At 70.1% G+C, this 25,139-nt stretch carries 28 protein-coding genes and 1 pseudogene; 22 read left to right on the top strand and 7 right to left on the bottom strand.

Translation table 11 applies throughout. The features are described from left to right. The first annotated feature begins 11 nt into the window (after positions 1–11). A complete protein-coding gene (locus AB0J58_RS08485; protein WP_364212037.1) occupies positions 12–302 on the top strand; it encodes a hypothetical protein in 291 nt (96 codons plus the stop codon). After that, a complete protein-coding gene (locus AB0J58_RS08480) occupies positions 299–541 on the top strand; it encodes a hypothetical protein (RefSeq protein ID WP_364212034.1) in 243 nt (80 codons plus the stop codon). Before AB0J58_RS08485 ends, AB0J58_RS08480 begins: the two co-directional genes overlap by 4 nt. A 203-nt stretch (positions 542–744) precedes the next feature. On the opposite strand, the gene AB0J58_RS08475 is transcribed toward AB0J58_RS08480, so the two are convergent. Further along, entirely contained in the window at positions 745–1,233 is a 489-nt protein-coding gene (locus AB0J58_RS08475; RefSeq protein ID WP_364212031.1) for an ATP-binding protein, read from the bottom strand. A 19-nt stretch (positions 1,234–1,252) separates the two neighbouring features. Here AB0J58_RS08475 and AB0J58_RS08470 point away from each other — a divergent pair, with 19 nt between their 5' ends. The 7 genes and pseudogenes from AB0J58_RS08470 (at position 1,253) to AB0J58_RS08440 (ending at position 8,185) form a co-directional block, all read left to right on the top strand. Beyond that, complete coding sequence (locus tag AB0J58_RS08470; RefSeq protein ID WP_364212028.1) at positions 1,253–2,122, top strand: helix-turn-helix transcriptional regulator; 870 nt, start codon at positions 1,253–1,255, stop codon at positions 2,120–2,122. Continuing rightward, positions 2,113–2,352: a DUF397 domain-containing protein gene (locus tag AB0J58_RS08465; RefSeq protein ID WP_364212025.1), complete on the top strand. Its 240-nt coding sequence runs from the start codon at positions 2,113–2,115 to the stop codon at positions 2,350–2,352. Before AB0J58_RS08470 ends, AB0J58_RS08465 begins: the two co-directional genes overlap by 10 nt. Before the next feature lie 318 nt (positions 2,353–2,670). Beyond that, positions 2,671–3,942, top strand: a complete 1,272-nt coding sequence (locus tag AB0J58_RS08460; protein WP_364212022.1) for a GAF domain-containing protein — start codon at positions 2,671–2,673, stop codon at positions 3,940–3,942. A 108-nt stretch (positions 3,943–4,050) separates the two neighbouring features. After that, positions 4,051–5,568: an aldehyde dehydrogenase gene (gene adh / locus AB0J58_RS08455; protein ID WP_364212019.1), complete on the top strand. Its 1,518-nt coding sequence runs from the start codon at positions 4,051–4,053 to the stop codon at positions 5,566–5,568. Beyond that, positions 5,568–5,954, top strand: a pseudogene (locus tag AB0J58_RS08450) (DUF779 domain-containing protein); the annotation flags it as partial. The gene adh and the pseudogene AB0J58_RS08450, both read left to right, overlap by 1 nt. Before the next feature lie 148 nt (positions 5,955–6,102). Then, positions 6,103–6,981 (top strand): hypothetical protein, encoded by an 879-nt coding sequence (locus AB0J58_RS08445; protein WP_364212016.1) that lies wholly within the window; start codon positions 6,103–6,105, stop codon positions 6,979–6,981. After that, entirely contained in the window at positions 6,968–8,185 is a 1,218-nt protein-coding gene (locus AB0J58_RS08440) for an XRE family transcriptional regulator (RefSeq protein WP_364212013.1), read from the top strand. Before AB0J58_RS08445 ends, AB0J58_RS08440 begins: the two co-directional genes overlap by 14 nt. Here the strand turns inward: AB0J58_RS08440 and AB0J58_RS08435 are convergent. From AB0J58_RS08435 to AB0J58_RS08420, 4 genes are all read right to left on the bottom strand, one after another. Next, complete coding sequence (locus AB0J58_RS08435; protein ID WP_030912140.1) at positions 8,160–8,384, bottom strand: hypothetical protein; 225 nt, start codon at positions 8,382–8,384, stop codon at positions 8,160–8,162. The two genes, AB0J58_RS08440 and AB0J58_RS08435, sit on opposite strands and share 26 nt — an antisense overlap. 634 nt (positions 8,385–9,018) lie before the next feature. Beyond that, complete coding sequence (locus AB0J58_RS08430) at positions 9,019–9,831, bottom strand: SAM-dependent methyltransferase (RefSeq protein ID WP_364212010.1); 813 nt, start codon at positions 9,829–9,831, stop codon at positions 9,019–9,021. A gap of 157 nt (positions 9,832–9,988) precedes the next feature. Beyond that, positions 9,989–10,903 (bottom strand): helix-turn-helix transcriptional regulator, encoded by a 915-nt coding sequence (locus tag AB0J58_RS08425; protein WP_364212007.1) that lies wholly within the window; start codon positions 10,901–10,903, stop codon positions 9,989–9,991. A gap of 170 nt (positions 10,904–11,073) precedes the next feature. Further along, a complete protein-coding gene (locus AB0J58_RS08420) occupies positions 11,074–11,724 on the bottom strand; it encodes a hypothetical protein (protein ID WP_364212004.1) in 651 nt (216 codons plus the stop codon). A gap of 396 nt (positions 11,725–12,120) precedes the next feature. Here AB0J58_RS08420 and AB0J58_RS08415 point away from each other — a divergent pair, with 396 nt between their 5' ends. From AB0J58_RS08415 to AB0J58_RS08370, 10 genes are all read left to right on the top strand, one after another. Then, positions 12,121–13,473, top strand: a complete 1,353-nt coding sequence (locus AB0J58_RS08415; RefSeq protein WP_364212002.1) for a sugar ABC transporter substrate-binding protein — start codon at positions 12,121–12,123, stop codon at positions 13,471–13,473. A gap of 2 nt (positions 13,474–13,475) precedes the next feature. Next, on the top strand, positions 13,476–14,432 hold the full coding sequence (locus tag AB0J58_RS08410; RefSeq protein ID WP_364212000.1) for a sugar ABC transporter permease: 957 nt from the start codon (positions 13,476–13,478) through the stop codon (positions 14,430–14,432). Next, on the top strand, positions 14,426–15,271 hold the full coding sequence (locus AB0J58_RS08405) for a carbohydrate ABC transporter permease (protein WP_364148936.1): 846 nt from the start codon (positions 14,426–14,428) through the stop codon (positions 15,269–15,271). The genes AB0J58_RS08410 and AB0J58_RS08405 overlap by 7 nt, the downstream gene beginning before the upstream one ends. After that, the gene (locus AB0J58_RS08400) at positions 15,268–17,277 is read left to right on the top strand and encodes a beta-galactosidase (RefSeq protein ID WP_364211998.1); all 2,010 of its coding nucleotides are present in this window, start codon (positions 15,268–15,270) and stop codon (positions 17,275–17,277) included. The genes AB0J58_RS08405 and AB0J58_RS08400 overlap by 4 nt, the downstream gene beginning before the upstream one ends. Continuing rightward, positions 17,274–18,011, top strand: a complete 738-nt coding sequence (locus tag AB0J58_RS08395; protein WP_364211996.1) for an SDR family NAD(P)-dependent oxidoreductase — start codon at positions 17,274–17,276, stop codon at positions 18,009–18,011. The genes AB0J58_RS08400 and AB0J58_RS08395 overlap by 4 nt, the downstream gene beginning before the upstream one ends. Then, complete coding sequence (locus tag AB0J58_RS08390; protein WP_364211993.1) at positions 18,008–18,721, top strand: FadR/GntR family transcriptional regulator; 714 nt, start codon at positions 18,008–18,010, stop codon at positions 18,719–18,721. Before AB0J58_RS08395 ends, AB0J58_RS08390 begins: the two co-directional genes overlap by 4 nt. Then, positions 18,718–19,863, top strand: a complete 1,146-nt coding sequence (gene dgoD, locus AB0J58_RS08385) for a galactonate dehydratase (protein WP_364211990.1) — start codon at positions 18,718–18,720, stop codon at positions 19,861–19,863. The genes AB0J58_RS08390 and dgoD overlap by 4 nt, the downstream gene beginning before the upstream one ends. 2 nt (positions 19,864–19,865) lie before the next feature. Then, complete coding sequence (locus tag AB0J58_RS08380) at positions 19,866–20,504, top strand: bifunctional 4-hydroxy-2-oxoglutarate aldolase/2-dehydro-3-deoxy-phosphogluconate aldolase (RefSeq protein ID WP_364211987.1); 639 nt, start codon at positions 19,866–19,868, stop codon at positions 20,502–20,504. 41 nt (positions 20,505–20,545) lie between these two features. After that, positions 20,546–21,550 (top strand): sugar kinase, encoded by a 1,005-nt coding sequence (locus tag AB0J58_RS08375; RefSeq protein ID WP_364211984.1) that lies wholly within the window; start codon positions 20,546–20,548, stop codon positions 21,548–21,550. A 77-nt stretch (positions 21,551–21,627) separates the two neighbouring features. Next, positions 21,628–22,059: a PepSY domain-containing protein gene (locus AB0J58_RS08370; protein ID WP_364211981.1), complete on the top strand. Its 432-nt coding sequence runs from the start codon at positions 21,628–21,630 to the stop codon at positions 22,057–22,059. Positions 22,060–22,217: 158 nt separating this feature from the next. On the opposite strand, the gene AB0J58_RS08365 is transcribed toward AB0J58_RS08370, so the two are convergent. Next, positions 22,218–22,880: a hypothetical protein gene (locus tag AB0J58_RS08365; protein WP_364211978.1), complete on the bottom strand. Its 663-nt coding sequence runs from the start codon at positions 22,878–22,880 to the stop codon at positions 22,218–22,220. Positions 22,881–23,005: 125 nt separating this feature from the next. Here AB0J58_RS08365 and AB0J58_RS08360 point away from each other — a divergent pair, with 125 nt between their 5' ends. Together AB0J58_RS08360 and AB0J58_RS08355 are read left to right on the top strand one after the other, a co-directional pair. Then, the gene (locus AB0J58_RS08360) at positions 23,006–23,218 is read left to right on the top strand and encodes a hypothetical protein (RefSeq protein ID WP_364211976.1); all 213 of its coding nucleotides are present in this window, start codon (positions 23,006–23,008) and stop codon (positions 23,216–23,218) included. Between the two features lie 134 nt (positions 23,219–23,352). After that, positions 23,353–23,625 (top strand): hypothetical protein, encoded by a 273-nt coding sequence (locus AB0J58_RS08355; protein ID WP_364211973.1) that lies wholly within the window; start codon positions 23,353–23,355, stop codon positions 23,623–23,625. Between the two features lie 96 nt (positions 23,626–23,721). Here AB0J58_RS08355 and AB0J58_RS08350 read toward each other — a convergent pair whose 3' ends face one another. After that, entirely contained in the window at positions 23,722–24,351 is a 630-nt protein-coding gene (locus AB0J58_RS08350; RefSeq protein WP_364211970.1) for a uridine kinase, read from the bottom strand. A gap of 294 nt (positions 24,352–24,645) precedes the next feature. Between AB0J58_RS08350 and AB0J58_RS08345 the strand changes: the two genes are divergently transcribed. Next, complete coding sequence (locus AB0J58_RS08345) at positions 24,646–25,038, top strand: isoamylase early set domain-containing protein (protein ID WP_343966915.1); 393 nt, start codon at positions 24,646–24,648, stop codon at positions 25,036–25,038. The last annotated feature ends 101 nt before the right edge of the window (positions 25,039–25,139 follow it).

Raw genomic sequence — 25,139 nt, 5'->3', positions numbered from 1 at the left:
AGGTGATGGCGATGACCGCTCGGCCCGTTGGCGGATACGAGACCAGGCAGCCGAGGGTGCCCCGGACCATCGGCGCGATCTCCGACGCGCTGCGCGGTGGCCACCGGGCCCAGTTCTTCGCCGAGTTGCTGGAAGCCCAGCAGGGACCGGAGCTGGACGGTGTCCTGAGCGCGTGGTGGGGCCGGGCGATGCTCGACACCGATCCTGACCGCGACCGCGTTCACGCCACCGCCGAGGCAGGCACGTTGCAGACGTCGACCATGGAAGAGATCGCCCGTCGGCGGGAGCACACCGTTTCGTGAGCGGGGACGACGACCTGTGGCCGGTCCTCCCTTCCGAGATGGTGGCCGACGCTCTCGCCGATCCGGCCGTGTCCGCCGAGGTGTTCTCCACGGTGGCCGCGCTGACGGTGGCGATCTGCGAGAACCCTTGGCTGCGTGGAAGCAATGAGCTTGGCGCCGACCCTGACTGGCGGGAGATCCTGATCGCCCCGGATACGGCATCGCCGAATACCGGATCAACAGAGACGATCGCCAAGTGATCTTGACGCGGATCGTCCTGTTCTGACATCTCCGGCATCTGCCACGCCACCGTTTTGACGAAGATCCTACGATCGACATCGCGCCGACGTTGACAAAGCCGGAGAACCACAGACCTCGGTGATCGGTCAAACAGCGGAACGAGGATTGCGAACCGAGCGGCGATCTGGCCGACCAAGGGCCCCGTTTCTGTGTCCTTTGATGTTCAGAGCCATGCCACCAGCTGGAACCAGACGGACTTTCCGTAGGGGTTGAGGGTCCAGCCCCAGTTGTGGGAGAGGTCTTCGACGATGGCCAGGCCCCTGCCGGAGGTGTCCAGACAGTTGGCCTGCCTCATTCTGGGGACGGCTATGCAGGAGTCGTAGACGTCCACGGTCATCAATTCTTTCTCCCTGGTGGTTCTGATGCGGATGGCGGTCGGGTCTGGAACGTCTGACGAGCCGTATGCGATCGCGTTGGTGACGAGTTCCGAGACCAGGAGTTCGGCGATTTCCGGGGCGTCTTCCGACGTGTTCCAGTCGGTGGCGATGTCCCAGACGAATCGGCGGGCGGAGGCCACGTTTCTCGTTTCGCGCGGTATCCATCTCTCCCCCAGCACGGCCAGGGAAAGATCCAGCGTGTAGCGATATTCGGTCAGCGCCGCGTATGCCTTGAGAGCCTCTTTTCCGGTCTCCCCTTCTTCCTTGGAATCCATATGGCCAGCGTGCCGCGATATGGCTACGCTTGGTAGTCGAACGGTCACCATCGACGAGCGTTGGGGATTCGCACGGCCGTTGTTGAATTCCGGCAAGGAGGGCATCGTGGTCGACCTTTACACACCTCAGGCAATATGGGGCCGGGAGCTGAAGCACTACCGGAAGGCGGCGGGGCTCACCCAGAGTCAGCCGGCCGAGAAGATCCATTTCAGCGAGTCCCTGATCAGCGGGGTGGAGACCGGCCAGCTTCCGGCCAGCCCCGAGTTCGCCGACGCCTGCGACAAGGTCCTCAACACGGGCGGCGCCCTCCGCCGCCTCCTCGACTGGCGGAAGGGGCAGGTCTTCCCTTCCTGGTTCGGAAAGTGGCCCGACAAAGAGCAGGTGGCGACGGCTCTGCGCGCATACGAACCGATCTTGATTCCCGGGCTGCTCCAGACCCCCGAGTACGCTCGCGAAGTTCTCTACAGGGACGAGACCGCCGTGCAGGCCCGCCTGGCGCGTCAGGAAATATTCAGCCGGGAGAGTCCCGCGCCACCGCTCCTGCGATGCGTGATCGACGAAGCGGCAATCCATCGTCTGATCGGAAGCCCTCAGGTCATGCGCGCGCAACTTGAGCACCTGACCTCGATCATCACTCCCCGTATCAGCGTGCAGGTGGTGCCACTCGGAGGCATGCGCGCGGGCCTTGAAGCGGGATTCATAATCGCTACGCTGGAAGGCGGAAGCGAGGTAGCTTACTTTGACACGGCCGTTCGCGGACTGGTCACCAGCGACCAGGACGATATCGCGACAGCCGCAGAAAAATTCGAGGCCATTCGCATAGAGGCACTTCCATTGGACATGTCGATGGACCTCATTAAGAGAACGGCGGAGGAACGATGGACCTGAGTAACGCCAAGTGGCAGAAGTCAACCTTTACCGGCAGCAACGGCGGAAACTGCGTTGAGGTCGCGGAGCTCAAGGATGTCGTCGACGCCCCCGGCCACAAGGCCGAGCACCCCGAGCTGATCGCCGTACGCGACTCCAAGGACCCCGAAGGCCCCAAGCTCTTCTTCACCCCGGCCGAGTGGGACGCCTTCATCAACGGCGTGAAGGCCAACGAGTTCGACCGAAGCTAGAACACCGCCCCCGGCCGCCCCGACAACCGTCGCGGGCGGCCTTCGTCTTCCATCCCCGAGGGCCGACAGGTTCGGCAGGCTCCGGCCCCGCAGGCGCGTGATCTCTGTCGCCGCCCGTACGGCCCAGCCGTCGTCCAGCCTCCCGAGGCCGGCATCGCGGGAGACGGACGACGGGTAAGGCAGGCAGGCGACGCCTGCCGGGAGTGTCCCCCGGCCGGAGCCGACGGACTTCAGATGTGCGGCGCCGTCCCGGAGAGGTGCGCCGTGGCGCGGGGTGAGGCATCATCACGGTAGGCGTCAACGGGTTTGAGGCGGTTCATGGAAGGAAGCCAGGCGCTGCGCCGGCAGCGCACCAACCTGGAGCTGGAGTGGACACGCTGGCTTCAGGGCGGGCGTCCGCATGACCGCGAGCGGCTCAGGAAGGAGATCGTCGACTCCTGGGGCCGGTCCATCGCGACGGTGCGACCCGAGCAGGACAGCGCCCCCGAGGAAGGCGAGGCCCGCCAGCGCTGGAGGCAGTCGCCGCTGCGCGAGCCGCTGGCCGCGGTCGCCGACGAACTGCGCGGGATCGCCGAGGACGGCGGTTTCATCGCGGCGGTCACCGACGAGACGGGCACCATCATGTGGACCTGCGGCGGCCGGGTCATGCGGCGGCGGGCCGAGGCGGTGAACTTCGCCCCCGGGGGCCGCTGGGACGAGCAGGCCATGGGCACCAACGCCCTCTCCCTCGCGCTGCGCACCGGCCGCCCGACCCAGGTGTTCTCGGCCGAGCACCTCGTACGGGCCCTGCACGGGTGGGTCTGTTACTGCGCCCCGATCCGGGCCCCCGGCGGCCAGGTTCTCGGCGTGCTCGACCTGTCGAGCACCTGGGAGCGCTCGCACCCCCTGGCCATGCCCGCACTGCACACCCTGGTCGGCGGCATCGAGAGCCGCCTGGCCGAACGGATGGGCTCTCCCTCCGCGGGCGGGCCTTCCGCCCGGGGCTCCTTCGCCGGAGGTCCCGGCCGGAACGGCGGCTCCGGTCTGCGGCTGCGCACCCTCGGTGGCGCCGGGCTGACCCGTGACGACGTTCCCGTCCGACTGCCCCCTCGCCAGCTGGAGATCCTCACCCTGCTCGCGCTCGCCGGACCGCAGGGTCCCGGGATGTCCCCGGAGCGGCTGATGGACGAGCTGTACGGCGAGCGGCACGTCGCCTCGACCACCCTCAAGGCGGAGGTCTCCCACCTGCGGCGGGCGCTCTCGGGCGCGCTGGCCACCCGGCGGTACGAGCTGACCGCGCCCGTGGGTTGCGACGCCGCCGAGGTGCTCGCCGCCCTCCGCGCCGGGCGGGTGGAGGAGGCGGCGCGGCTCTACGGCGGCCCCCTGCTGCCATGGTCCGACGCGCCGGGGATCAGGACCTGGCGCGAGCACATCGAGGTCGCGCTGCGCGAGGCCGTACTCCGGTGGCACGACCCTGGACCGGTGTTCCGCTTCGGCGAGCTGCACCCGCACGACCTGGAGATACACGAGCGGGCCCTGGCGATCCTCGGGCCCGATGACCCGCGCGGGGCGGTGGCGCTCGCCCGTCACCGCACGGCGCGGAGCGACTGACCTCACGCCCCCGGCGGCCCCGGCACGGTCCGCCCGGACGCCAACCTTTCACCAACCTCGCCCATCCATCGTTGGCTCTGTTACAGCCATGTGAAGGAGAGCGAAACCATGGTCTACGCACCGCCCGGTTCCGAAGGAAGCATCGTCACCTACGCCCCCCGGTACGACAACTTCATCGGCGGGGAGTGGGTGCCCCCGGTGGACGGGGCCTACTTCGACAACCCGAGCCCGATCACCGGGCAGACCTTCACCAGCGTGGCCCGCTCCACCGCGGCCGACGTCGAGCTGGCTCTGGACGCCGCCCACAACGCGGCCGAGTCCTGGGGCCGGACCTCGCCCGCCGAACGGTCGAAAATCCTCAACCGGATCGCCGACCGCATCGAGGAGAACCTGGAGCGGCTCGCCGTCGCCGAGACCTGGGAGAACGGCAAGCCGGTACGCGAGACGCTCGCCGCGGACCTGCCGCTGGCCGTCGACCACTTCCGCTACTTCGCCGGGGTCGTCCGCGCCCAGGAGGGCGGGATCAGCCAACTGGACGAGGACACCGTCGCCTACCACTTCCACGAGCCGCTGGGCGTGGTGGGCCAGATCATCCCGTGGAACTTCCCCATCCTGATGGCGGTGTGGAAGCTCGCCCCCGCCCTGGCCGCGGGCAACTGCGTCGTCCTCAAGCCCGCCGAGCAGACCCCCGCCAGCATCCTGCTGGTGATGGAGCTGATCGCCGACCTGCTCCCGCCCGGTGTGATCAACGTCGTCAACGGGTTCGGCGCGGAGGCGGGCAGGCCGCTGGCCTCCAGCCCGCGGGTGGCCAAGGTGGCCTTCACCGGCGAGACCACGACCGGGCGGCTGATCATGCAGTACGCCTCGGAGAACATCATCCCGGTGACGCTGGAACTCGGCGGTAAGAGCCCCAACATCTTCCTTCCCGATGTCACGGCCTCCGACGACGACTTCCTGGACAAGGCCGTCGAGGGTTTCGTGATGTTCGCCCTGAACCAGGGTGAGGTGTGCACCTGCCCCTCGCGGGCCCTGATCCACGCGTCCATCTACGACGAGTTCATGAGCAGGGCACTCGACCGCACCAGGGCCATCGTCGGCGGCGACCCGCTGGACCCGGCCACCATGATCGGCGCGCAGGCGAGCAACGACCAGTACGAGAAGATCCTGTCCTACATCGACATCGGGCTGAAGGAGGGGGCCGAGCTGCTCACCGGCGGTGGCCCGCGCACGGTTCCCGGCATGGAGGGCGGCTACTACATCGAGCCGACGATCTTCAAGGGCACCAACGACATGCGCGTCTTCCAGGAGGAGATCTTCGGGCCGGTCGTCTCGGTGACGACCTTCGACTCGGAGGACGAGGCCCTGAAGATCGCCAACGACACCCTGTACGGCCTGGGCGCCGGAGTGTGGACCCGTGACGTGAACACCGCCTACCGGTTCGGCCGGGCGATCAAGGCCGGGCGCGTGTGGACCAACTGCTACCACGCCTATCCGGCGCACGCCGCGTTCGGCGGCTACAAGCAGTCGGGCATCGGCCGCGAGAACCACCGGGCCATGCTGGACCACTACCAGCAGACCAAGAACCTGCTGGTCAGCTACTCGCCCAAGAGACTCGGCTTCTTCTGATGCCGACCGGCCCAACCGGCGAGCCGCACCCGCTCCGAGTGGAGCGGGTGCGGCTCGGCCCCGCCGCCGAGGAACTGCTGACCGTGCTCCACGGACGACACGGCCCGCTGATGTTCCACCAGTCGGGCGGCTGCTGCGACGGCAGCTCGCCCATGTGCTACCCCCGGGGCGAGTTCCGGGTCGGCGGCGCGGACCTGCTGCTGGGCGTGCTGGCCCTGGACACCCCGTTCTGGATCAGCGCCTCCCAGTACGCCTACTGGCGGCACACCCACCTCACGGTGGACGTGGTCCCCGGCCGCGGCGGCGGATTCTCCCTTGAGGCTCCGGAGGGGGTGCGCTTCCTCATCCGTTCCCGGCTGTTCACCGACGAGGAGGCCGAGCGGCTCCTGGCGGAGCCTCCCCTGCCGAGCGGGGCCGTCGGCGACACGGGAGACAGGCAACATCAAATAGAGCCCGCACGGGAGTACGATGCACGGAAATGAAGTGTCGGCGATGGCCGTCTGACACCGGGTGAAGCGTGAGCGGAGGTCGCCGATGGGCGGGGGGACGTCGTCACCGGGCCGGGCGGGGTCGGCGCGAGTGGGGTCAGGCTGGGCGAGCGAGCGGTTCGGCGAGCGTGCCGAGGTGGTGCGGCGGCAACTGGCCGTCTCGCTGCTTGAGGCGATGGGCAACGCGCAGGACGCGCAGAGCTCCGCGCACAGCGACAAGCGGTACACCTACGGCTTCACCATGATGGCCAGGCGCTACGAGGCGCTCGCCGAGGGGCTGCGTGACGAGCCGGGCTTCCGGTTGGTCAGGCCGCACGGCTCGCCGCACCACCTGGTGGTGCTCGGCGGCAACCTGCTGCTGCCGTTCCGCTACGCCGAGGACGACCGCACGCCGATCTCCGAGGCCCGGATCAGCGACGGCCGCGTCTCCTCGCTGGTCCGCGAGCTGTTCGACCGGTTCGGCCCCGCGACCTCCTACCGCCAGGAGGAACTGGACCTGGCACTCGACGGGGACGGCGCCCAGGAGGAGCTGGACCTGTCCGCGGGGGCGGACGGTCCGGCCACGGTCCGCCCCGCGCTCACCGGGCTGCCCGACGAGACCCGGCTGGTCCCGGTCGCCTACGCGGGCAACGCGCAGGCCGGCCTGCTGCGGCTCTACTGGGGCGAGGCGGAGCTCGTCGACGAGTTCGGCAGGATCCGCTGGCTGCACCACGAGCCGATCCCGCTGCCGGCCGCCTCCGCCGGTCCCCTCGCCGGCCCGTGGGCGACGGAGCCCGGTGTCGCGTCGCGTTTCGACGGTGGTCTCCTGCCCGACCTCGCGCTGAGCACGCGGTCTTCGGCCGAGCGGAAGAATGGCAAGATCTTCCCCGTAGGCAGTGAGGCACCAGAGGAAACCGTGGTCACCGGCGACAATGAGCAACCGTAACCAGACCCCCCTGTTCGGCGTCGCCGAGGGCGGCCCGAGCCCGCAGGCCGTCACCGACGCGTTCGACCAGGCGCGGCTGACCCAGGCGCGACAGCTGGCGGGGATGACGAAGAAGGACCTGGCCGAGCGGATCGGCGTCACCCCCGCGGCGGTGGGGCAGTACGAGACGGGCATGACCCGTCCACGCCCCGAGCTCGTTCCCCGCCTGGCCGACGCGCTCGGCGTGCCGCCGGCGTTCTTCCTGCTCGGCCGCCCGCACGGCAAGCTGGACGGGTCCATGGCGCACTTCAGGAGCCTGCGCTCCACCCGTGCCCACCAGCGCGCCAAGGCCGCGGCCTTCGTCGAGCAGGTCTGGGAGCTGGCCCACGCCCTGGAGAAACAGGTCAGGCTGCCGGACGTGGCCCTTCCCGGTTTCTCCGGCGGCGAGGTCCACTCCGGCGTCGAGTTGCCCCGCGACCCCGTCCAGGCCGCCCGCGCCCTGCGGCGGCTCTGGCGGCTGGGCACCGGCCCGCTGTCGCACGTCGTACGGCATATGGAGGCGCAGGGGATCGTCGTGGTCCTCCCACCGCCGGACGAGGACGCCACCACGGTGGACGCCTTCTCCACCTCCCAGCTGCCGCGCCCGATCGTGGTGCTGACCGCCAACCGGTTCGACGACATCCACCGCTACCGCTTCACCGCCGCCCACGAGTTGGGCCATCTGGTGCTGCACGGCGACGCGGCCTCGGGAGACACCCAGCAGGAGCGCGAGGCCGACGTCTTCGCCGCCGAGTTCCTCACCCCGCGCGACAGCATCCTGCCCGAGTTGCCCGGCCGCCTCGACCTGCGCAGGCTGGTCGAGCTCAAGCGCACCTGGGGCGTGTCCGTCGACTCCCTGCTGTACCGCTGCCGCGAGGTCGGTCTGATCTCCGACTCGGCGGCGAGCCGCGCCTACCAGCGGCTCAAGACGCTCCGCGACCAGCCGGGCTTCGCCGCCGAGCCGATCAGCGGCTACCCCGGCGAGCAGCCCGTGCTGCTGCGCCAGGCCTTCGACCTGGCCGTCGGCGAGACCGGCCTCACCATGGAGCGGCTCGCCACCCAGCTGGCCTGGCCGGTCTCCCGGGTGCGTGAGCTGCTCGACCTGCCCGACCAGCGCCCGGCGTTGCGCCTCGTGCCCGACGCGTCCGCGGCAGGCGGCCCTACTCGGCCTCGACGCGCTCCCTGATCCACTCCATGCCGTCCTGCCAGGAGGCGAACGCCTGGAGGTAGCGGCCGTCACGGGCGTGGAAGGCGTGGTACCTGAAGTCCCCGTCGCTGCCCGTACGGATCAGGTCGTAGACGTCACCCTTGGAGCGGTACCACACGCACTCGCCGTCAGCGGGACGCGAGGGCGAGGCATAGGCGAACTCACGCGTGATGGACATGTGACGGATGCTACGGATCGACGAATCCCCAGGCAATGCCGTATCCATTTCATTCAGGGATAAAGTTCACCCTCCGTCTCGGCCGACTCGCGGGCGACCGTGACGATCAGCCGATGCCGTCGCGCCACGGCGCTCCCCTTGTGTCTCCTCCGCTCCCGAGGGGAGCGGCTTCTCGCGGACCCGCCCGTGGGCCTCCCGCCGACTCTAGTAGTGCTAGACAAGAGATCTCTGACAGGAATATCGCGGCTCGCACATCTAGCGGCGCTACGGCAAGTGATCCGGCGGAGGTCTCGCAGGCTCCGGTACGGATGTCGACCGCGTCGACCTGGATCTCGGCCTTGCATCCGGCCTTCCTGGCGAGCTGCTCGACCGTGGGCGGCGGCCCCGCGGGGACCGCGTCGCCCGCCGCCACGGCGGCGGGGGGACCCGCGGGCCGGTCTGCGCTGCAGGCGATGGAGAACGACAGGGCGAGGATCGCCGCGGCGATCGCGCGTGCGTTCCTGACGACACCGGACTGGCACGAATGTGTCAACATCCTGGAGATACGCCCGTCCGCCCCGATAAGTTCACCGCCCGCCGGGTGGGAGCCGTCCCCGGACGATGCCGGTCGTCCGGGGACGGTACGGGTCGCCGGTCAGGGAACCCGGCCGACGGCACCCACCGTGACGGCGCCGGCTCCCGGCGGGATGACGACGTCGCCGGGGTCGATCCGCCAGTCGTAGGCGGGCACCAGACCGGGTTCGAGGATCTCCAGCCCGTCGAACAGTCCGCGGATCTGGGTGAGGGTGCGGGGGAAGACGCCGCCCGCGGTGGTCGTGCCGTAGACACCACGGCCCTGGCGGACCTGCTCCTCGCTGAGGTCGCCGGAGGTGACGTGGGAGATCACCACGTGGCTGCCTGAGACCAGCCGCCGCCCGAAGGAGGTGGCGATGTCGGCGGCCTCCTTGTCGTCCGCGACGAAGTGCAGGATGGAGACCATGAGGACGGCGACCGGCTGGTCGAAGTCGATGCGCTCGCGGACCTCCGGGTGATCCAGGATCGCATCCGGCTCCCGCAGGTCCCCGGAGATCACGGTGGTCTGCGGGTTGTCGGCGAGCAGCGCGCGGGCGTGCACGAGCACGATGGGATCGTTGTCGACGTAGACGATCCGGGAGTCGGGCGCCTCGCGCAGGACGACCTGGTGCACGTTCTCCTGCGTCGGCAGGCCGGTGCCGATGTCGATGAACTGGCGGATCCCCGCGGCGGCGAGATGCCGCACGGCGCGCCCGAGGAAGGCGCGGTTGGAGCGCGCCACGTCCTTCACGTTGGGGACAAGCTCCACGATCCTGTCACCGGCCGCCCGGTCGGAGGCGAAGTTGTCCTTGCCTCCCAGGTAGTAGTCGTACATACGGGCCACACTCGGGACCGTGGGGTCGATTCCCGCCGGTGCCTGCTCGCGCTCAGTCATATCCTCGCCTTCACCACTCTTTCGCGGCATGCTAGACGAGTGGCCAGTCTTCGGATTATGAAACGACATATCATCTGATCGACAATTAGGACGGCCCCAAACTCCCGGGCAGCGCATTCCCCCGGAACCGCCGGCGAACAACCCTTGCGGCCCCTTGTCAGCCCGAGAGCTCCTCACGAAGGTCCTCCAGGAACCTCCGGCTCTCAGTGAAGGAGTACGCCTGGACGCACAGGCGGTCCATGACCTGCATGTAGTGGTCGGTCTCGTCGAGCTTGTCCAGGTAGAGGGCGCTGTTGAGCTGTTCCATGTAGACCACGTCGGGCAGGTCCCGCTCGGGGAAGCGCAGGATGGAGAACGGACCGCCCGCCGCGGCGTGGCCGCCCCGGTCGAACGGCATGATCTGCAGTTTGACGTTGGGCAGTTCGACGGCTTCGAGCAGGTGGTTTATCTGGGCGCGCAACACCTGGGGCCCGCCGATGGGCCGCCGCAGCACGGCCTCGTCCATCACCGCCCAGAGCGTCGGAGCGTCCGGCCTGATCAGCCGCTGCTGACGGGCCATACGGAGCGAGACCCGGCGGTCGACCTCGCTCGCCGAGGCACCGCCGTGCACGAGCATGATGACGGCCCGCGCGTACTCGGGGCTCTGCAGGAGGCCGGGGATGAACTGCACCTCGTAGGTCCGGACCGTCGAGGCCGCCTCTTCGAGCCCGACGTAGACCTCGAACCAGTTGGGGAGCAGGTCGTTGTACTTGTGCCACCAGCCGGGCGCGTTGGCCTGACGGACCAATGTCAGCAGCGGGGCCCTTTCCTCGGTATCGGTCACCCCGTACATCGTCAGCAGATCCGCGACGTCGCGCTCCTTGAAACCGACCCGCCCGAGCTCCAGCCGGCTGATCTTGGCGTGCGAGGCACGGATGGCGTAGCCGGCCTGTTCACGGGTGATGTTCTTGGCGACGCGCAGCCTCCGCAACTGGGCACCGAGAAGAATGCGCAGGACGGTGGGGCCGCCACCCCCCGCGTGGCTGAGAACACCGCTCTGCGCGCCGCTGTCCTCGGCGGTCCCTCTGGGCATGCCGGCTCCCTGTCGCACCTTCCTACGGTGCCACAGTTTCACATATACGGTGCGAATCTCACAGTCCCGCTAGGCACGCACTTGCGTATGCACTTGCAATCGCATGTGCATACATAGACAAATCTTCCTTTACAGCCCATTTTCCGGCTCAGGAACCCGTGTCCGAAACCTCACCGACCCCACCGGCCCGAGGCGAGGTCGCAGGTGTCGTCATGTGCGACATCCCGGCTGGCCGCGGTACGGCGGGACAACATGCCGCGCACGATGTCGCACAGCTCGCTCGTCTCCCTCGGCGACAGCACCCGGCTGAGGCGGTGCTCGACCACTCCCCCGCTCAACGGTCCCGGCGCCCTCGTCACGTTGAGGTAGCCGGACAGGAACGCGATCCGGAACAGCTTCTCCTGCGAGGGCGACTCGGCGGCCCGCCCGGCCGCCTCCCCTCTGTCCCGGGGCGTCTCCAGCCCACCGAGCAGCAGGTGCGCGGCGGCCCGTTGCAGGGCCAGCCCGTACAGGCGCATGGCCCCGTCCGGGGAGAAGGCGACGATCGAACGCCCGACGGCCTCGGCCGAGTCGGGCGACAGGTCGGCGATGCCGGTCTCCTCGCCGAGGCGGGTGTAGACGCGCACGACCTGCTCCCCCACGTACCCGGGCTGGAGATGCTGGGAGAGCGTGACCGTCACCGTGGACCCGTCGGGGTTGTGCACCTCGGCGATGTCGGCCGCGTGGGTGACGTAGCTGGTGGAGTGCTCGCGCTCGCACCACGGAGGGCACGAAGCCTCGATCTGGGGGCGAGAAGTCCTGGCAGAGGCAGTGATGTCCAACCCGACCCTTCCAGCGTGAGGATGTGCGCCGTCGAGGGCGCGCGGACGCGACGGCGGGCCGTGAGCCGAGGTCCGGTCCGCACGCCGGTGTTCGATGTGGCTCTCACCGGCAGGTACGCGGGATCCGGGCGCCGAGTTCAGCCGGCTGCGCCGCATCGCCCTCCTGGCCGCCCGGCACCCGGCGCGACGATCTCGGCCACGCCTGGCGATCCATGGATAAGAGCAGGTCAAGTGGTATCTAACGACAAGCAGGCAACGCAAGGTAACGACTCGGAAACGCTCTTGTATTATTAATAAAATATGACTAATGTCCCTCGGTAATCGGATCCTGCAGGTCTGCCAGGCACTGCCCGGAAGCTGTCCACCGGGCATCTCCTCCGTTCACAGGGAGTCAACATGGGATCGAAGATGCCGAGGGTGGCGCGGCTTGCGGCCGTGGCCGCCGCGGCCGTGACACTGGGCGTGACCGCGGCCTGCGGCGGCGCGTCCGGCGACCCCGCCGGGGGGCCGGCGAGCGGTGACCCGGCCCAGCCGGTCACCCTGAAGTTCTGGTCCTGGGTGCCCAACATCCAGAAGGCGGTCGACGCCTTCAACACCTCCCACCCCGGCATCAAGGTCCAGCTGGAGACCATCACCGCCGGCCCCGACGGGGGTTATGCCAAGATGCTCGCGGGCGTCAAGGCGGGCAACGCGCCCGACGTGGCCCAGGTCGGCTACGACTCCCTGCCCTCCTTCCTGGTCAACGGGGCGCTGGAGGACATCACCCAGCACGCGGAGCGGCACGCGTCGACGTTCGTCGACTGGCAGTGGCAGACCGGGGTCTTCGGCGGCAAGGTCTACGCCATCCCGCAGGCCAGCGGGCCGATGGGCTTCTACTACCGCAAGGACCTGTTCGACAAGTGGGGCATCGAGGCCCCGAAGACCTGGGACGACTTCGCCGCCGCGGCCAGGACGATCCGAAAGAAGGACAAGGACTCCTACATCTCCACCTTCGCCGCCAACCAGGCTCCCTGGCTGATCGCCCTCGCCCAGCAGGCCGGGCAGGGCTGGTTCGGCACCGAGGGCGACGCCTGGAAGGTGACGATCGACAACCCCGACACCCGCAAGGTGGCCGACTTCTGGCAGAAGATGCTCGACGACAAGCTGGTCAAGACCGAGGCCGACATGTCCAACGCCTGGTACAAGGACCTGCAGACCGGCGGCGTCGTCGGCTGGATCGGCGGCTCCTGGGGAGACGCGATCATCCGCGGCAACGCGCCGAAGACCTCCGGCAAGTGGGCCGTCGCCCCGATGCCCCAGTGGGCGGGCAGCACCGGGTTCGCCTCGGCCAGCTGGGCCGGCGGCTCCTCCTCGGCCGTGCTGAAAGGCACCAAGCACCCCGCCGAGGCCACCGCCTTCGCGGTATGGCTCAACAGTGACCCGCAGAGCGTCAACATCCTGCTGTCGGCCGGGTACGGCTGGCCGTCGGTCAAGGACACCGGCCAGATCACCAACCTGCAGCAGGACGACACCGTCTTCCCCTTCTACGGCGGCCAGAACATCTGGGACGTCTTCAAGGAGGCCGACGCGGCCGTCAGCGGCGACTGGCGCTGGCCTCCGGTCAGCGAGGCGCTGTACGCCTCGATCACCGACAACGCCAAGGCCGCGGTGCAGGGCGAGGGCACGCTCGCGGACGCGTTCGCCAAGAGCCAGCAGGCGATGGTCGAGCAGCTGAAGGCCAAGGGCCTCAACGTGGTGACGGGAGGCTGACGGTGACGGGGGTGCTGCAGAGGGAGACGCCGAAGGCCGGAGCGGAGGCGGACCACACGCGTCCGCGGCACCCCCGCCGCTCCCGGTCACACGTCGCGGTCTTCGTCATACCCTTCTTCGTGGTCTTCGCGCTCTTCTTTCTGGCGCCCATCGGCTACGCGGTCCACCAGAGCTTCTTCAAGCTCACCAGCAGCGGCCTCGGGCTGACCGAGCCGACCCTGGACTTCGCCGGGCTCGACAACTACGCCACCGCGCTGACCTCGCCCGCCTTCGTCGGGAGCATCGTCAGGGTGCTGCTGTTCAGCCTGATGGAAGTCCCGATCATGGTGGTCTGCGCGCTGGCGCTGGCCCTGCTCCTCGACTCCGCCCGCGCGCGCTTCCGGGCGTTCTTCCGGGTCTCCTTCTTCCTCCCGTACGGCGTGCCCGGCGTGATCGCATCCCTGCTGTGGGGCTTCCTGTACGTGCCGCAGACCAGCCCGCTGATCGACCTGCTGGCCGCGGCGGGCCTGCCACACGACTTCCTCGGTCCCGACACGGTGCTGCTGGCCATCGCCAACATCTCCACTTGGCAGTTCGCCGGCTACAACATGCTGGTGCTGATCGCCGGTCTCCAGGCCATCCCGCAGGAGCTGTACGAGGCGGCCAGGGTGGACGGCGCGAACGAGCTGCGGATCGCCTGGCATGTCAAGATCCCCCTGATCCGCGCCCCGCTCGTCCTGATCACGGTGTTCACCCTCATCGGAACGCTCCAGCTCTTCGTCGAACCGCTGGTCCTCAAACCGCTCACCACGGCGATCAACAGCGACTACACCCCGAACCTGGCCGCGTACAACCAGGCCTTCGCGCAGAGCAACATCCACCTCGCGTCCGCGGAGGCGACGCTGATCGCGATCATGTCGTTCGTCATCTCGTTCGGGTTCCTGCGCATGGTCAACAGGAAGGGGAACCGGGCATGGTGAGGCGGATCCGTCCCTCGTCGGTCGTGGTGCTGGCCCTGCTGGGCGCGGCGGCGGTCTATTTCCTGCTGCCGGTCGTCTGGGTGCTGATCGCCGCGACGAAGAGCTCCGCCGACCTGTTCGGCACCTTCGGGCTCTGGTCGCCGGAGCCGCAGCTCGGCACCAACCTCGGCCGCCTGTTCGGCACCGAGGACGGCCTGTTCGGCCGGTGGATCCTCAACAGCTTCCTGTACGCGGGAGCCGGCGCGCTGGTCGCCACCCTGCTGTCGGCCGGCGCCGGGTACGCCATGGCCAAGTATCCGTTCCCCGGCAGGGAGGTGCTGTTCAACCTGGTCCTCGCCGGGGTCCTCGTGCCCGCCACGGTGCTGGCGCTGCCGACGTACCTCATCTTCAGCGAGGTGGGGATCACCGGCACCTTCTGGTCGGTGCTGCTGCCCAGCGTCGTCAGCCCCTTCGGGGTCTATCTCGCGCGCATCCACGCCAATGCGGCGATTCCGGATGCGCTGCTGGAGGCGGCGCGGCTGGACGGCGCCGGGGAGTACCGCATCTTCTTCCGGATCGTCCTCAAGATCATGAGTCCGGCGCTCGTCACGATCTTCCTGTTCCAGTTCATCGGCGTGTGGAACAACTACTTCCTGCCCCTGGTGATGCTCTCCGACCAACGGCTCTACCCGGTCACCCTGGGCCTGGCGCAGTGGAACTCGCAGACCTTCAGGGACCCGGCCTTCTACGAGCTCACGGTCACCGGCGCGGCGGTGTCCGCGCTCCTCCTCATCCTCACCATGGCCTCGCTCCAGCGTTTCTGGCGCGCGGGCCTGACCTCAGGGAGCGTCAAGGGTTGAACAGGATCACCCACCTCTACGACCGGCTGGACGGCCTCGGCTTCGGCGCCGACTACAACCCCGAGCAGTGGCCGCCGGAGGTCTGGCGCGAGGACGTCCGGCTGATGCGCGAGGCCGGGGTCAACTTCGTCACCCTGGGCATCTTCTCCTGGGCCACGGTCGAGCCCGCCCCCGGCGAGTACGACTTCGGCTGGCTCGACGAGGTCATGGACCTGCTCGGCGCGGCGGGCATCGCGGTGTCCCTCGCCACCGGCACCGCGTCGCCGCCCTCCTGGCTGCCCCGGCTGCACCCGGAGACCCTGCCCGTCACCCGTGACGGCGTCACCCTGTGGCCGGGGTCGCGTCAGCACTACTGCCCCAGCTCCCCCGTCTACCGCGACGCCGCCGTGGCGCTCGCCCGGCGGCTGGCCGTCCGGTACGGCGAGCACCCGGCCCTGGCGCTCTGGCACGTCGGCAACGAGTACGGCTGTCACCTGGACGAGTGCTACTGCGAGGTCTCCGCGGCGGACTTCCGGCGCTGGCTGCGCGAGCGGTACGGCGACCTCGACGCGCTGAACGCCGCCTGGTCGACGACCTTCTGGAGCCAGCGCGTCACCGACTGGGCCGAGGTGCACCCGCCCCGGACGGCCCCGACGCTGACCAACCCCGCCCAGGAGCTCGACTTCCGGCGCTTCAGCTCCGACGCCCTGCTCGCCTGCTACCGGGCCGAGCGCGAGGCGCTGCTGGAGCTGACCCCCGGCGTCCCGGTGACGACCAATGTCATGGGCCTGTGGCGGTCCGTCGACTACTTCTCGTGGGCCGCCGACTTCGACATCGTGGCGCTGGACATCTACCCCGAGCCCAAGGACCCCCGGGCCCACGTCGACGCGGCGCTCTTCCACGACCTGATGCGCTCGCTGCGCGGCGGGCAGCCGTACCTGATGATGGAGAGCGCGGCGGGAGCGATCAGCTACCGACCGCCGAACCGGCCCAAGCACACCGGTCTGAACCGGCTCTGGAGCCACCAGGCGCTGGCGCGGGGCGCCGACGCGGTCATGTACTTCCAGTGGCGCGCCTCCGCGGGCGGCGCCGAGAAGTTCCACTCGGCGATCGTCTCGCACGGCGGAACCGACAACCGGATCTTCCGCGAGGTCACCGCGCTGGGGGCCGAGCTCGGCGAGCTGCGCGACGTGACGGGCTCACGGGTCCACGCCGACGTGGCGATCGTGCACGACTGGGCGAACTGGTGGGCCCTCGAACTGGACGCCAGACCCGGGGAGCTGAAGCTGCCCGAGCGGCTGCGCGCGCACTACACGCCGCTCTGGCGGGAGAACGTCACCGCGGACGTGGTGCCGCCGGACTCCGACCTGTCGAGCTACCGGCTGGTGGTCGTGCCCAACCTCTATCTGTGCTCGGACGCCGCCGCGGCGAACCTCCGCGAGTACGTGCGGGCGGGCGGGCATCTGCTGGTGTCCTTCTTCAGCGGCATCGCCGACGAGTGCGACCGGGTACGCCTCGGCGGCTACCCGGGGGCACTGCGCGAACCGCTCGGACTGCGGATCGAGGAGTTCTGGCCGCTGAGCGAAGGTGAGCGCGTCAAGCTGGTCCCGGGCGGCCCGGAAGACCGGGAAGGCACCGGGAACGCCGGAGGCTTCGGGGGGACGGCCGACCTGTGGGCCGACCACATCGTGCCGGAGGGCGCGAGTGAGCTCGCCGCCTACGCTGACGGACCGCTGGCCGGGCTGCCCGCGGTCACCCGGCACACCTTCGGCTCGGGCACCGCGACCTACCTGGGCACCCGCCCCGACGAGGACACCATGCGCGCACTGGTCCGCGACGCGCTCCGCCTGGCCGAGGTCTCCCCCGTTCTGCCGAACCTCCCCGACGGCGTCGAGGCGGTGGCGCGGGTCGCCGGAGACGGCCGCCGATTCCTGTTCCTGCTCAACCACGGGGACCGTCCGGTACACGCCGCGGGTGTCGAGCTGGCGCCCCACGACGTCACGGTGATCCGCCAGGAGGACGCGTGACGGGCCGCTTCGCCGACAGGAGCGCCGTGGTGACCGGAGGCGCGTCGGGCATCGGCGCGGCGACCGCCAGGCAGCTGTCCGCCGAGGGCGCTTCCGTGCTGGTCGTCGACGTGTCCGAGGCCGGGGAGGCGCTGGTCGCCGAACTGCGCGCGGCGGGTGGCGAGGCCACCTTCCTGGCGGGCGACGTGAGCCGCGAGGAGACCTGGGACCACATCGCCGGACGGGGACCGATCGACGTGGTCGTCAGCAACGCGTACACCGTCGAGGTGGCGCCCGCGCACGAGACGTCGCTCGACTCGTGGAACCGGCAGATCGGTGTCAGCCTCACCGGGACCTTCCTGGCCGCCCGCCGGCTGTTGCCCGATCTTGCTCGCACCGGTGGCGCCATGGTAATCACCTCATCGGTACACGCTCTCGTCGGGCTTCCCGGACATCCCGCCTACGCGGCGGCGAAGGGCGGGTTGACGGCGCTTACCCGGCAGCTCGCGGTGGAGTACGGCCCGGCCGTACGCGTCAACTGCGTCATCCCCGGGCCGATCATGACCCCGGCCTGGGACCGGGTCGACGAGGAGGGCCGTGCCGGCAGTGTCAGGGCGACCGTGCTACAGAGGTTCGGCTCGCCCGAGGAGGTCGCCTCGGTCATCTCCTTCCTGGCGTCGTCCGAGGCCTCGTTCGTCACGGGCGCGTCGCTGGTCGTCGACGGCGGATGGAGCATAGTGAAGGACTCGGCATGATGGCTGTGTACAGCGGACGGGGCCTCCACGGACAGACCGTCGAGGCGATCGCCGCGATGATCTTCAGCGGTGAGTGCCGCGAGGGCGACCCCCTCGACGTGTCCGTCCTGCAGGACAGGCTCGGCGTCAGCTCGACCGCGCTGCGCGAGGCGATGAAGGTCCTCACCGCCAAGGGGCTCATCTCCGCCCGGCCCAAGCTGGGCACGTACGTGCGTCCGCGTTCCGACTGGAACCTGCTCGACGGCGACGTGATCCGGTGGAAGTTCGCCGGCCGCCCCGACCACGGCTTCCTGCGCGACCTGCATGAGCTGCGGGCCATCGTCGAGCCGCCGGTCGCCCGCCTGGCGGCGCTGCGCCGTACCCCCGGGCAGCTGGAGGAACTGCAGGCCGCGCTGGACCGGATGGCCGAGGCGGGGGACGCGGGCGATCCCGGCGCCGTCGTCGAGGCCGACCTGCTCTTCCACCGCGCGCTGCTCGCGGCGGGCGGCAACGAGCTGCTGGTACGCATGGAGGTCGTGATGGGCGCCGGGCTCGCCGGGCGCGACCGGCTCGTCCACGGCTCCCGCGACAGCGACGACCCGGTGCCCAGCCACCTGGCGGTTCTCGACGCCGTCAGGGCCGCCGACGAGGCCGCGGCCGAGGCCGCGATGCGGGATCTGCTGGCCAAGGCGTGGAGCGACGTCGAACGGCTACACCTGGAGGGAAAGTGAAGATCGAGAGGATCGAGACGTTCCTCGTCCCTCCGCGCTGGCTGTTCTGCCGGGTGGAGACCGACGACGGCGTCGTCGGCTGGGGGGAGCCCGTCGTCGAGGGCAGGGCCGAGGTCGTGCGGGCGGCGGTCGAGGTCCTCGGTGAACACCTGCTCGGCCAGGACCCGTTGCGGATCGAAGACCACTGGCAGGTGCTGACCAAGGGGGGCTTCTACCGGGGTGGTCCCGTGCTGTCGAGCGCGGTGGCCGGGCTCGACCAGGCGCTGTGGGACATCGCGGGCAAGCACTACGGGGCGCCGGTGCACGCGCTACTGGGCGGACCGGTCAGGGACCGTGTCCGGGCGTACGCGTGGGTCGGCGGCGATGACCCCGGCGAGCTGCGCGAGGCGATCGAGAAGCAGGTCGAGGCCGGGTTCACCGCCATCAAGATGAACGGGTCCGGCCTGATGGACCGGTCGATCGGCGCGGCGGGCCTGGCCGCCGTCGTCGAGCGCGCCGAGGTCGCCAGGGCGGCGCTCGGCACCTTCCGTGACTTCGCCGTCGACCTGCACGGCCGCGCCGGAACGGCCAGCGCACGGCGGATCATCGCCGCGATCGCCGACCTGCACCCCATGTTCGTCGAGGAGCCGCTGGCGCCGGAGTACCTGCACCGGCTCGGCGAGCTCACCGCGTCGACCGAGGTGCCCATCGCGCTCGGCGAGCGCCTGTACTCCCGTTCCGACTTCCTGCCCGTGCTGGGCTCCGGGCTCGCCGTGGCACAGCCCGACCTCTCCCACGCGGGCGGCATCTCCGAGGTACGGCGCATCGCCTCGCTCGCCGAGACGTTCGACGTACAGCTCGCGCCGCACTGCCCGCTCGGGCCGATCGCACTGGCCGCCAGCCTCCAGGTGGCCTTCGCCACGCCGAACTTCCTCATCCAGGAGCAGAGCGCCGGCATCCACTACAACGAGGGCGCGGAGCTGCTCGACTACGTCCTCGACCCCGCGCCGTTCGCCTTCGTTCAGGGGTACGCCCACCGCACCCCGCTGCCCGGCCTCGGCGTGACAGTCGACGAGCAGGCGGTACGGCGGGCGGACAAGCGGCCCCACGCGTGGCGCAACCCGCTGTGGCGGCACGACGACGGTTCGATGGCGGAGTGGTGATCATGGAATTCCCGGAAACGGCCCGCCTCCTCGAACTGCTCCGGGAGCGGCGCCTGCTGGCCATCGTCCGGGGCCGCGACCCGGAGGGCTCGTTCCGCACGGCGTGCGCGCTCGTCGAGGAGGGGATAGACGTCCTGGAGGTGTCGCTCACCGGCACCGGGGCGCTCGACGTCATCGCCCGGGTACGTGCCGAGCTCGGAGACGCCGTGGTCCTCGGCGCCGGAACCGTGCTGACCGCTGCCGACGCGGACGCCGCCGCCTCGGCCGGAGCGGGCTTCGCGGTGACCCCCGCCATGGGCGAAGGGACGGCCCACGCCATCGAGCTGGGCCTGCCCACCCTGATCGGCGCGATGACGCCGACCGAGGTGTGGAACGCGACGACCGCCGGAGCGACCGCCGTCAAGGTGTTCCCCGCCTCCGTGGGCGGACCCGGCTACCTCTCCGCGCTGCTCGACCCCTTTCCCGGTGTGCCGCTCGTGCCGGTCGGCGGCGTGCGCGCCGACCAGGTCCGCCCCTACCTCGACGCCGGGGCCGTGGCCGTCGGGGTGGGCTCTCCCCTGGTCGGCGACGCCCCGCACGGAGGCGATCTGGCCGCGCTGCGGGAACGCGCCCGCGGCTTCCTGAAAGCGGTGAGGCCTTGACACTCGATGAGACCCGACGGCCTGCCGGAGGCGGTGAACCGGTGGCGACACCGGACGGGAACGGCGGGCGGCGCATGATCGACGTGCTGACCGTCGGAGAGGCGATGGCCTCCCTGCACGGTGCGGGTCCGCTCCGTCTCGGGGGCAGCCTCGGGCTCTCGGTCGCCGGGGCGGAGGCGAACGTGGCGATCGGGCTGGCCAGGCTCGGCCACACCGCCCGCTGGGCGGGCGTGATCGGAGCCGACGAGCTCGGGCTACTGGTGCTGCGCACGCTGCGCGCCGAGGCCGTCGACGTCCGCGCGGTCCGGGTCGACCCCGAGCACCCGACAGGCCTGCTCATTCAGGAGAACCGGATCGGCGACGTCGCCCGTGTCCACTACTACCGGTCTGGATCGGCCGGATCGCGGTTGAACCCCGCCGATGTGGCGGCCGCGCTGACCTCTGACGGACGCGAGGGCTCGGGCGGGGGCGGTGAGGCGGGCGGGGGGACGCCGAGGGTGTTGCACGTCACCGGCATCACCCCCGCGCTCGGCCCGGAGCCCCGGGCCGCGATCGAACACGCCGTGCGGCGGGCCCGCGAGCTCGGCGCGCGCGTGTGCCTCGACGTCAACCACCGCGCCCGGCTGTGGGACAGCACGGAGGCGTCGGCCGTGCTGGGCGGCCTGCTGCCGTACGTGGACGTGCTGGTCGCCTCGGACGGCGAGCTGGCGCTCGTCGTGTCCGGCGGTGCCGAGGGCGCGCTCCTGGCGGGGGTGGATGAGGTGGTCGTCAAGCACGGGGCGGCGGGGGCCGAGGTCTGGACGGCCGACGACCGTGTCGCGCTGCCCGCCCGCCGGGTCCCGGTGGCGAGCACGATCGGCGCGGGGGACGCCTTCGTGGCCGGTTACCTCTCCGGGCTGCTGGACGGCCTGCCGCCGGCGGGCCGCCTGGACCGCGGTGTCACCCTGGGTGCGTTCGCGGTGGCGACCCACGGCGACTGGCACGGCCTGCCGACCCGCGAGGAGCTCGGCCTGCTCTCCCTCGCGGCGGGCGAAACCGTCCGTTGAACCGACCAGCGGACCTTAACCTGCTTTTAGGGTTGGCGCAGCGTGCCACTAACGGGGCACCCGGCAGGCTCGTGGACATGCGAAACACTACGAAACTCACCATCGCCGCCACCGGACTTCTCGCCGTTATCGCCGGAGGCGGCGCGGTCGCCTCCGCCGGAACCCTGACCCCCACCCCGGCCCCCAGCGGCACCGCGACGACTCCCGCCCCGGTGAACCCGACGTCCGGCGCCGAGAGCACCCCCGCGCCCGGCGAGGCGGAGGCCAAGATCTCGCGGGACGAGGCCGTCAGGATCGCTCAGCAGAAGGTGCCCGGCGCCAAGCTCGTCAAAATCGAGTTCGACGGCGACGAGACTCCCGCCAACTGGGAGGTCGAACTCCGCGAAGGCGATGTCGAGCACGACTTCGACATCGACGCCACCACCGGCGCGATCCTGGAGCAGGACCGGGAGACCGCGGACGACGACGCCGACGACCGGGACGACCACGACGACCGGGACGATGACTGACCGGCCGGCCTGTCGAGGAGCCCGTGGCGCCCCGGCGCCACGGGCTCCCCTGCCGAAGGACCGCGGGGCACGGCCCTCGACACCCCGCCCGACGTCCTCGGCGACGCCTTCCAGAGGCGCCCCCTGCCCGGTGAGGGCCGCCGCGGAGAACGCGGCCGTCAGCGCCGCCGCACCCGGTAGGCCAGCGCCGCGAGGGCGGTGACCCCCAGGAGCCCCGCGACCAGGTACGAGGGCCGCCACCAGGAGCCGCGCTCCACGACCGCCACGGTGGTCGTGCCGCCGGGCGAAGCCCCCGCGGGCGCCGCCGCCGGGGTGGCGACGGGTGCGACGGGAGCGCCGGAGGCGAGATCGCCCAGGGGGACGGCCGGCGGCCGGATCGCCCCCCAGTGCTCCTGCGGCGGCTGGCCGGCGATCGACTGCCTGAGCTCACTGGGAACCGGGGCGATCTCCAGCCCTCCCGGCACGGTGAGGGTGCCGATCCGGTATGGCGCGAACCAGCCCTGGACGGCCTCCACCTTCCACGTTCCCTTGGGCAGCGAGATCGCGGCGGCGTAGTGGGCGGGCTCCGTCAGCTCCACCCCGACGAACTTGAGGTCCTTCTTCCCGTCGGTGAACCTCAGCGCGACCTCTCCCAGGTCGTCGCCCAGGTACGGGTGGGTGCCGTGCTGGAGCAGCCAGAAGCCGAGCGTGTACGTCGTGTCCGGGTCCGTCTTCGCGGGAACCGGGTCCATCACGGTGATCGCCCAGCCTCCGGCCCTCGCCGGTGCGGCCAGGGTCAGCAGGGGGACGATGAACGCCAGGAGGACAAGGATTCGTCTCATGCGGGAGGTACACCGGCCGGTCCGTTCAGGTTCCCGTCACCGGGCGGGCGCGAGGTGGGAGCGGCGGGCCCGGCGAGGCGGCCACGGCCGGGAGTCGAGGCCGAAAGCAGGGGTATGGACAGCAGATGAGCCTTCAGGAAGAACTGCGGCAGGTCGAAGAGGATCTGGAGAGACTGCGTAACGAGGTCGCCGAGATGCGCAGGCAGGTCGGAGAGCTCGGCCCCACCGACCCCGTCGAACGATCAATGATGATCAACCAGGCCGACGAGCAGGAGATCCTCGTCAACGAGCTCGACGCCAGGCGCGAAGACCTCCTCAAGCGCATCGGCAAGGAGTGAACGGCACGGCGGAACCCTCGACACGAAGAGGCCCCTACCTGCGGTTCGTCACATTTGGTTATCTCTGACTTCCTAGGGTAACCATAACAGCGAACCACCATCAGGGGGATGAAATGATCAGTACGCTTCACAAAATGGGCGTGAAGTCCAACGCGATGTACATCGCTGGGATCGCCTCGGTCGGCCTGTCCTTCGCGGCGTGGCTGGCATCGAATTCGGCGGAGAAGGCAGGCATCGACCGGGCGGACCGGTGGGGGATCTTCATCGGTGAGTGGGCACCCACCTTCTTCGGGATGGGGATCGCGCTGCGCATGGAGGAGACCCGCGACGAGATGCGGCCGACGGAGCAGGAGATGCTGCACGGCACGTATGCCGAGGGCAGGATGCCCTCGCGCGCGGGTGTCTAGCGGCGCTGCCGGATGATCGAAGGCGGGGCGCGTCCTTCCGGGACGCGCCCCGCCTTCGTACCCGGCCCACTTGGCCCCGTCCTGCCGAAGGACCGGTCACGGCGCTGTGACCAGGGCCGGATGTCTCGGGTCGTCGACACGGACGACCAGGTCGGCGACCCGCGCCGGTGCGACCTCCGCCTCGTAGCGCGCGTAGGCGGGCAGCGTCCAGCGCTCCTGGTCCGGGGTGCGCCGGGCGAGCGCGCCCGGTGAGAGCCTCAGGTGCACGGTCAGGTCGAACGGCAGCCCCCTGCCCAGCAGCAGGGGACCGGCCAGCAGCAGCACCCCACCCGGGGCGACGGTGACGTAGGGCGCGCGGGTGGCCCGATCGATCGTGCTGTCCCACAGCGTGGGCAGCACCTTCCCCGACCGGCCGGGAGCGAGCGGCCCCAGAACCTCGCGGACCAGCCCTTTGTAGTCGAACCAGTCGGTGTAGAAGGAGTCAGGATCGGTCCTGCCGTACTCGAAACGGAGCGAGGCCGGGCGCAGGAAGTCGGCGGAGAGGACACGGAGCACCTCCCGGCCGCGGAGCCGGAGCGGGTCGACCAGCGCGTCGGCGAGATCCCCGGGCCGCGCCGCCGGCGCTCCGTCGAGCGCGACGCGCACCCAGGAGTCGCGGGGCTCCGCGTCCACCCGGTCCGCGACTTCCTCCACCAGTGACGACGGCGAGATCGGCGTTATGTCCACTCCACCATCCTGGCCGACACCCGACCTGTCCCCGACCGTTGATCGGCCGACGGCCATGCCCGGGTCAAGGTCGGACGTGATGCCGATCAAAAGTCGGCCTGCCCGGGTTGTCCCGCCGCTACCGGCGGTAACGATCCATATGGGATCGACGGCTCGGCCGTGACCGGGCGTCGGCCTCCCGGTCGCGTCACGTCCCTGTCGGCGCGGCCCGGTGGTTGGCGTGATCTTCACGTCTTTCCGCAACCGAGATCACGGCACGTTACGCACGGAGACAGTGATGTCAGGAGGATTTCAGTGATCAAGCGCGGTAAGCCGACCAAGAACGGCCAGGTCAAGCTGACTTTCACCATAACGGACGGCCCGGCCAGGGGAGGGGTTTCACTGGTCGGCGACTTCAACGGCTGGGACCCCTACGCCCACCCCATGCAACGCAAGGAGAACGGCACCTACCAGGTGAGCCTGACCGTCCCCGCACGGCAGCCCATCCGTTTCCGCTATCTCGCGGACGGCGGCGTGTGGTTCGACGACGCCGACGCCGATCACCACGACGAGCACGGCGGCCGGATCAACCCGGTGGACGTCCAGGAGGCGCCGGAAGGAATCACCTCGGCGCCCGGCGTCGGCAAGCCGATGCGGCAGACGCTCACGGCGGGGCAGCCGGTCACGAACTCGGTATCCGCCTCGTAAGGCCTGGCAACAACCACGCATGGAACGGGGTCCCGCTCACGGGACAGACCGTTGCGCCGTCTCCGCGATCATCGGGGTGACCTGCCCCTTCCCGTCCCCAC

Source organism: Streptosporangium sp. NPDC049644 (assembly GCF_040675205.1).
GTDB classification, from domain to species: Bacteria; Actinomycetota; Actinomycetes; order Streptosporangiales; family Streptosporangiaceae; genus Streptosporangium; species Streptosporangium fukuiense.
Note: the sequence above shows the minus strand (reverse complement) of the source record. Positions and strands in the feature narration are given on the sequence as shown.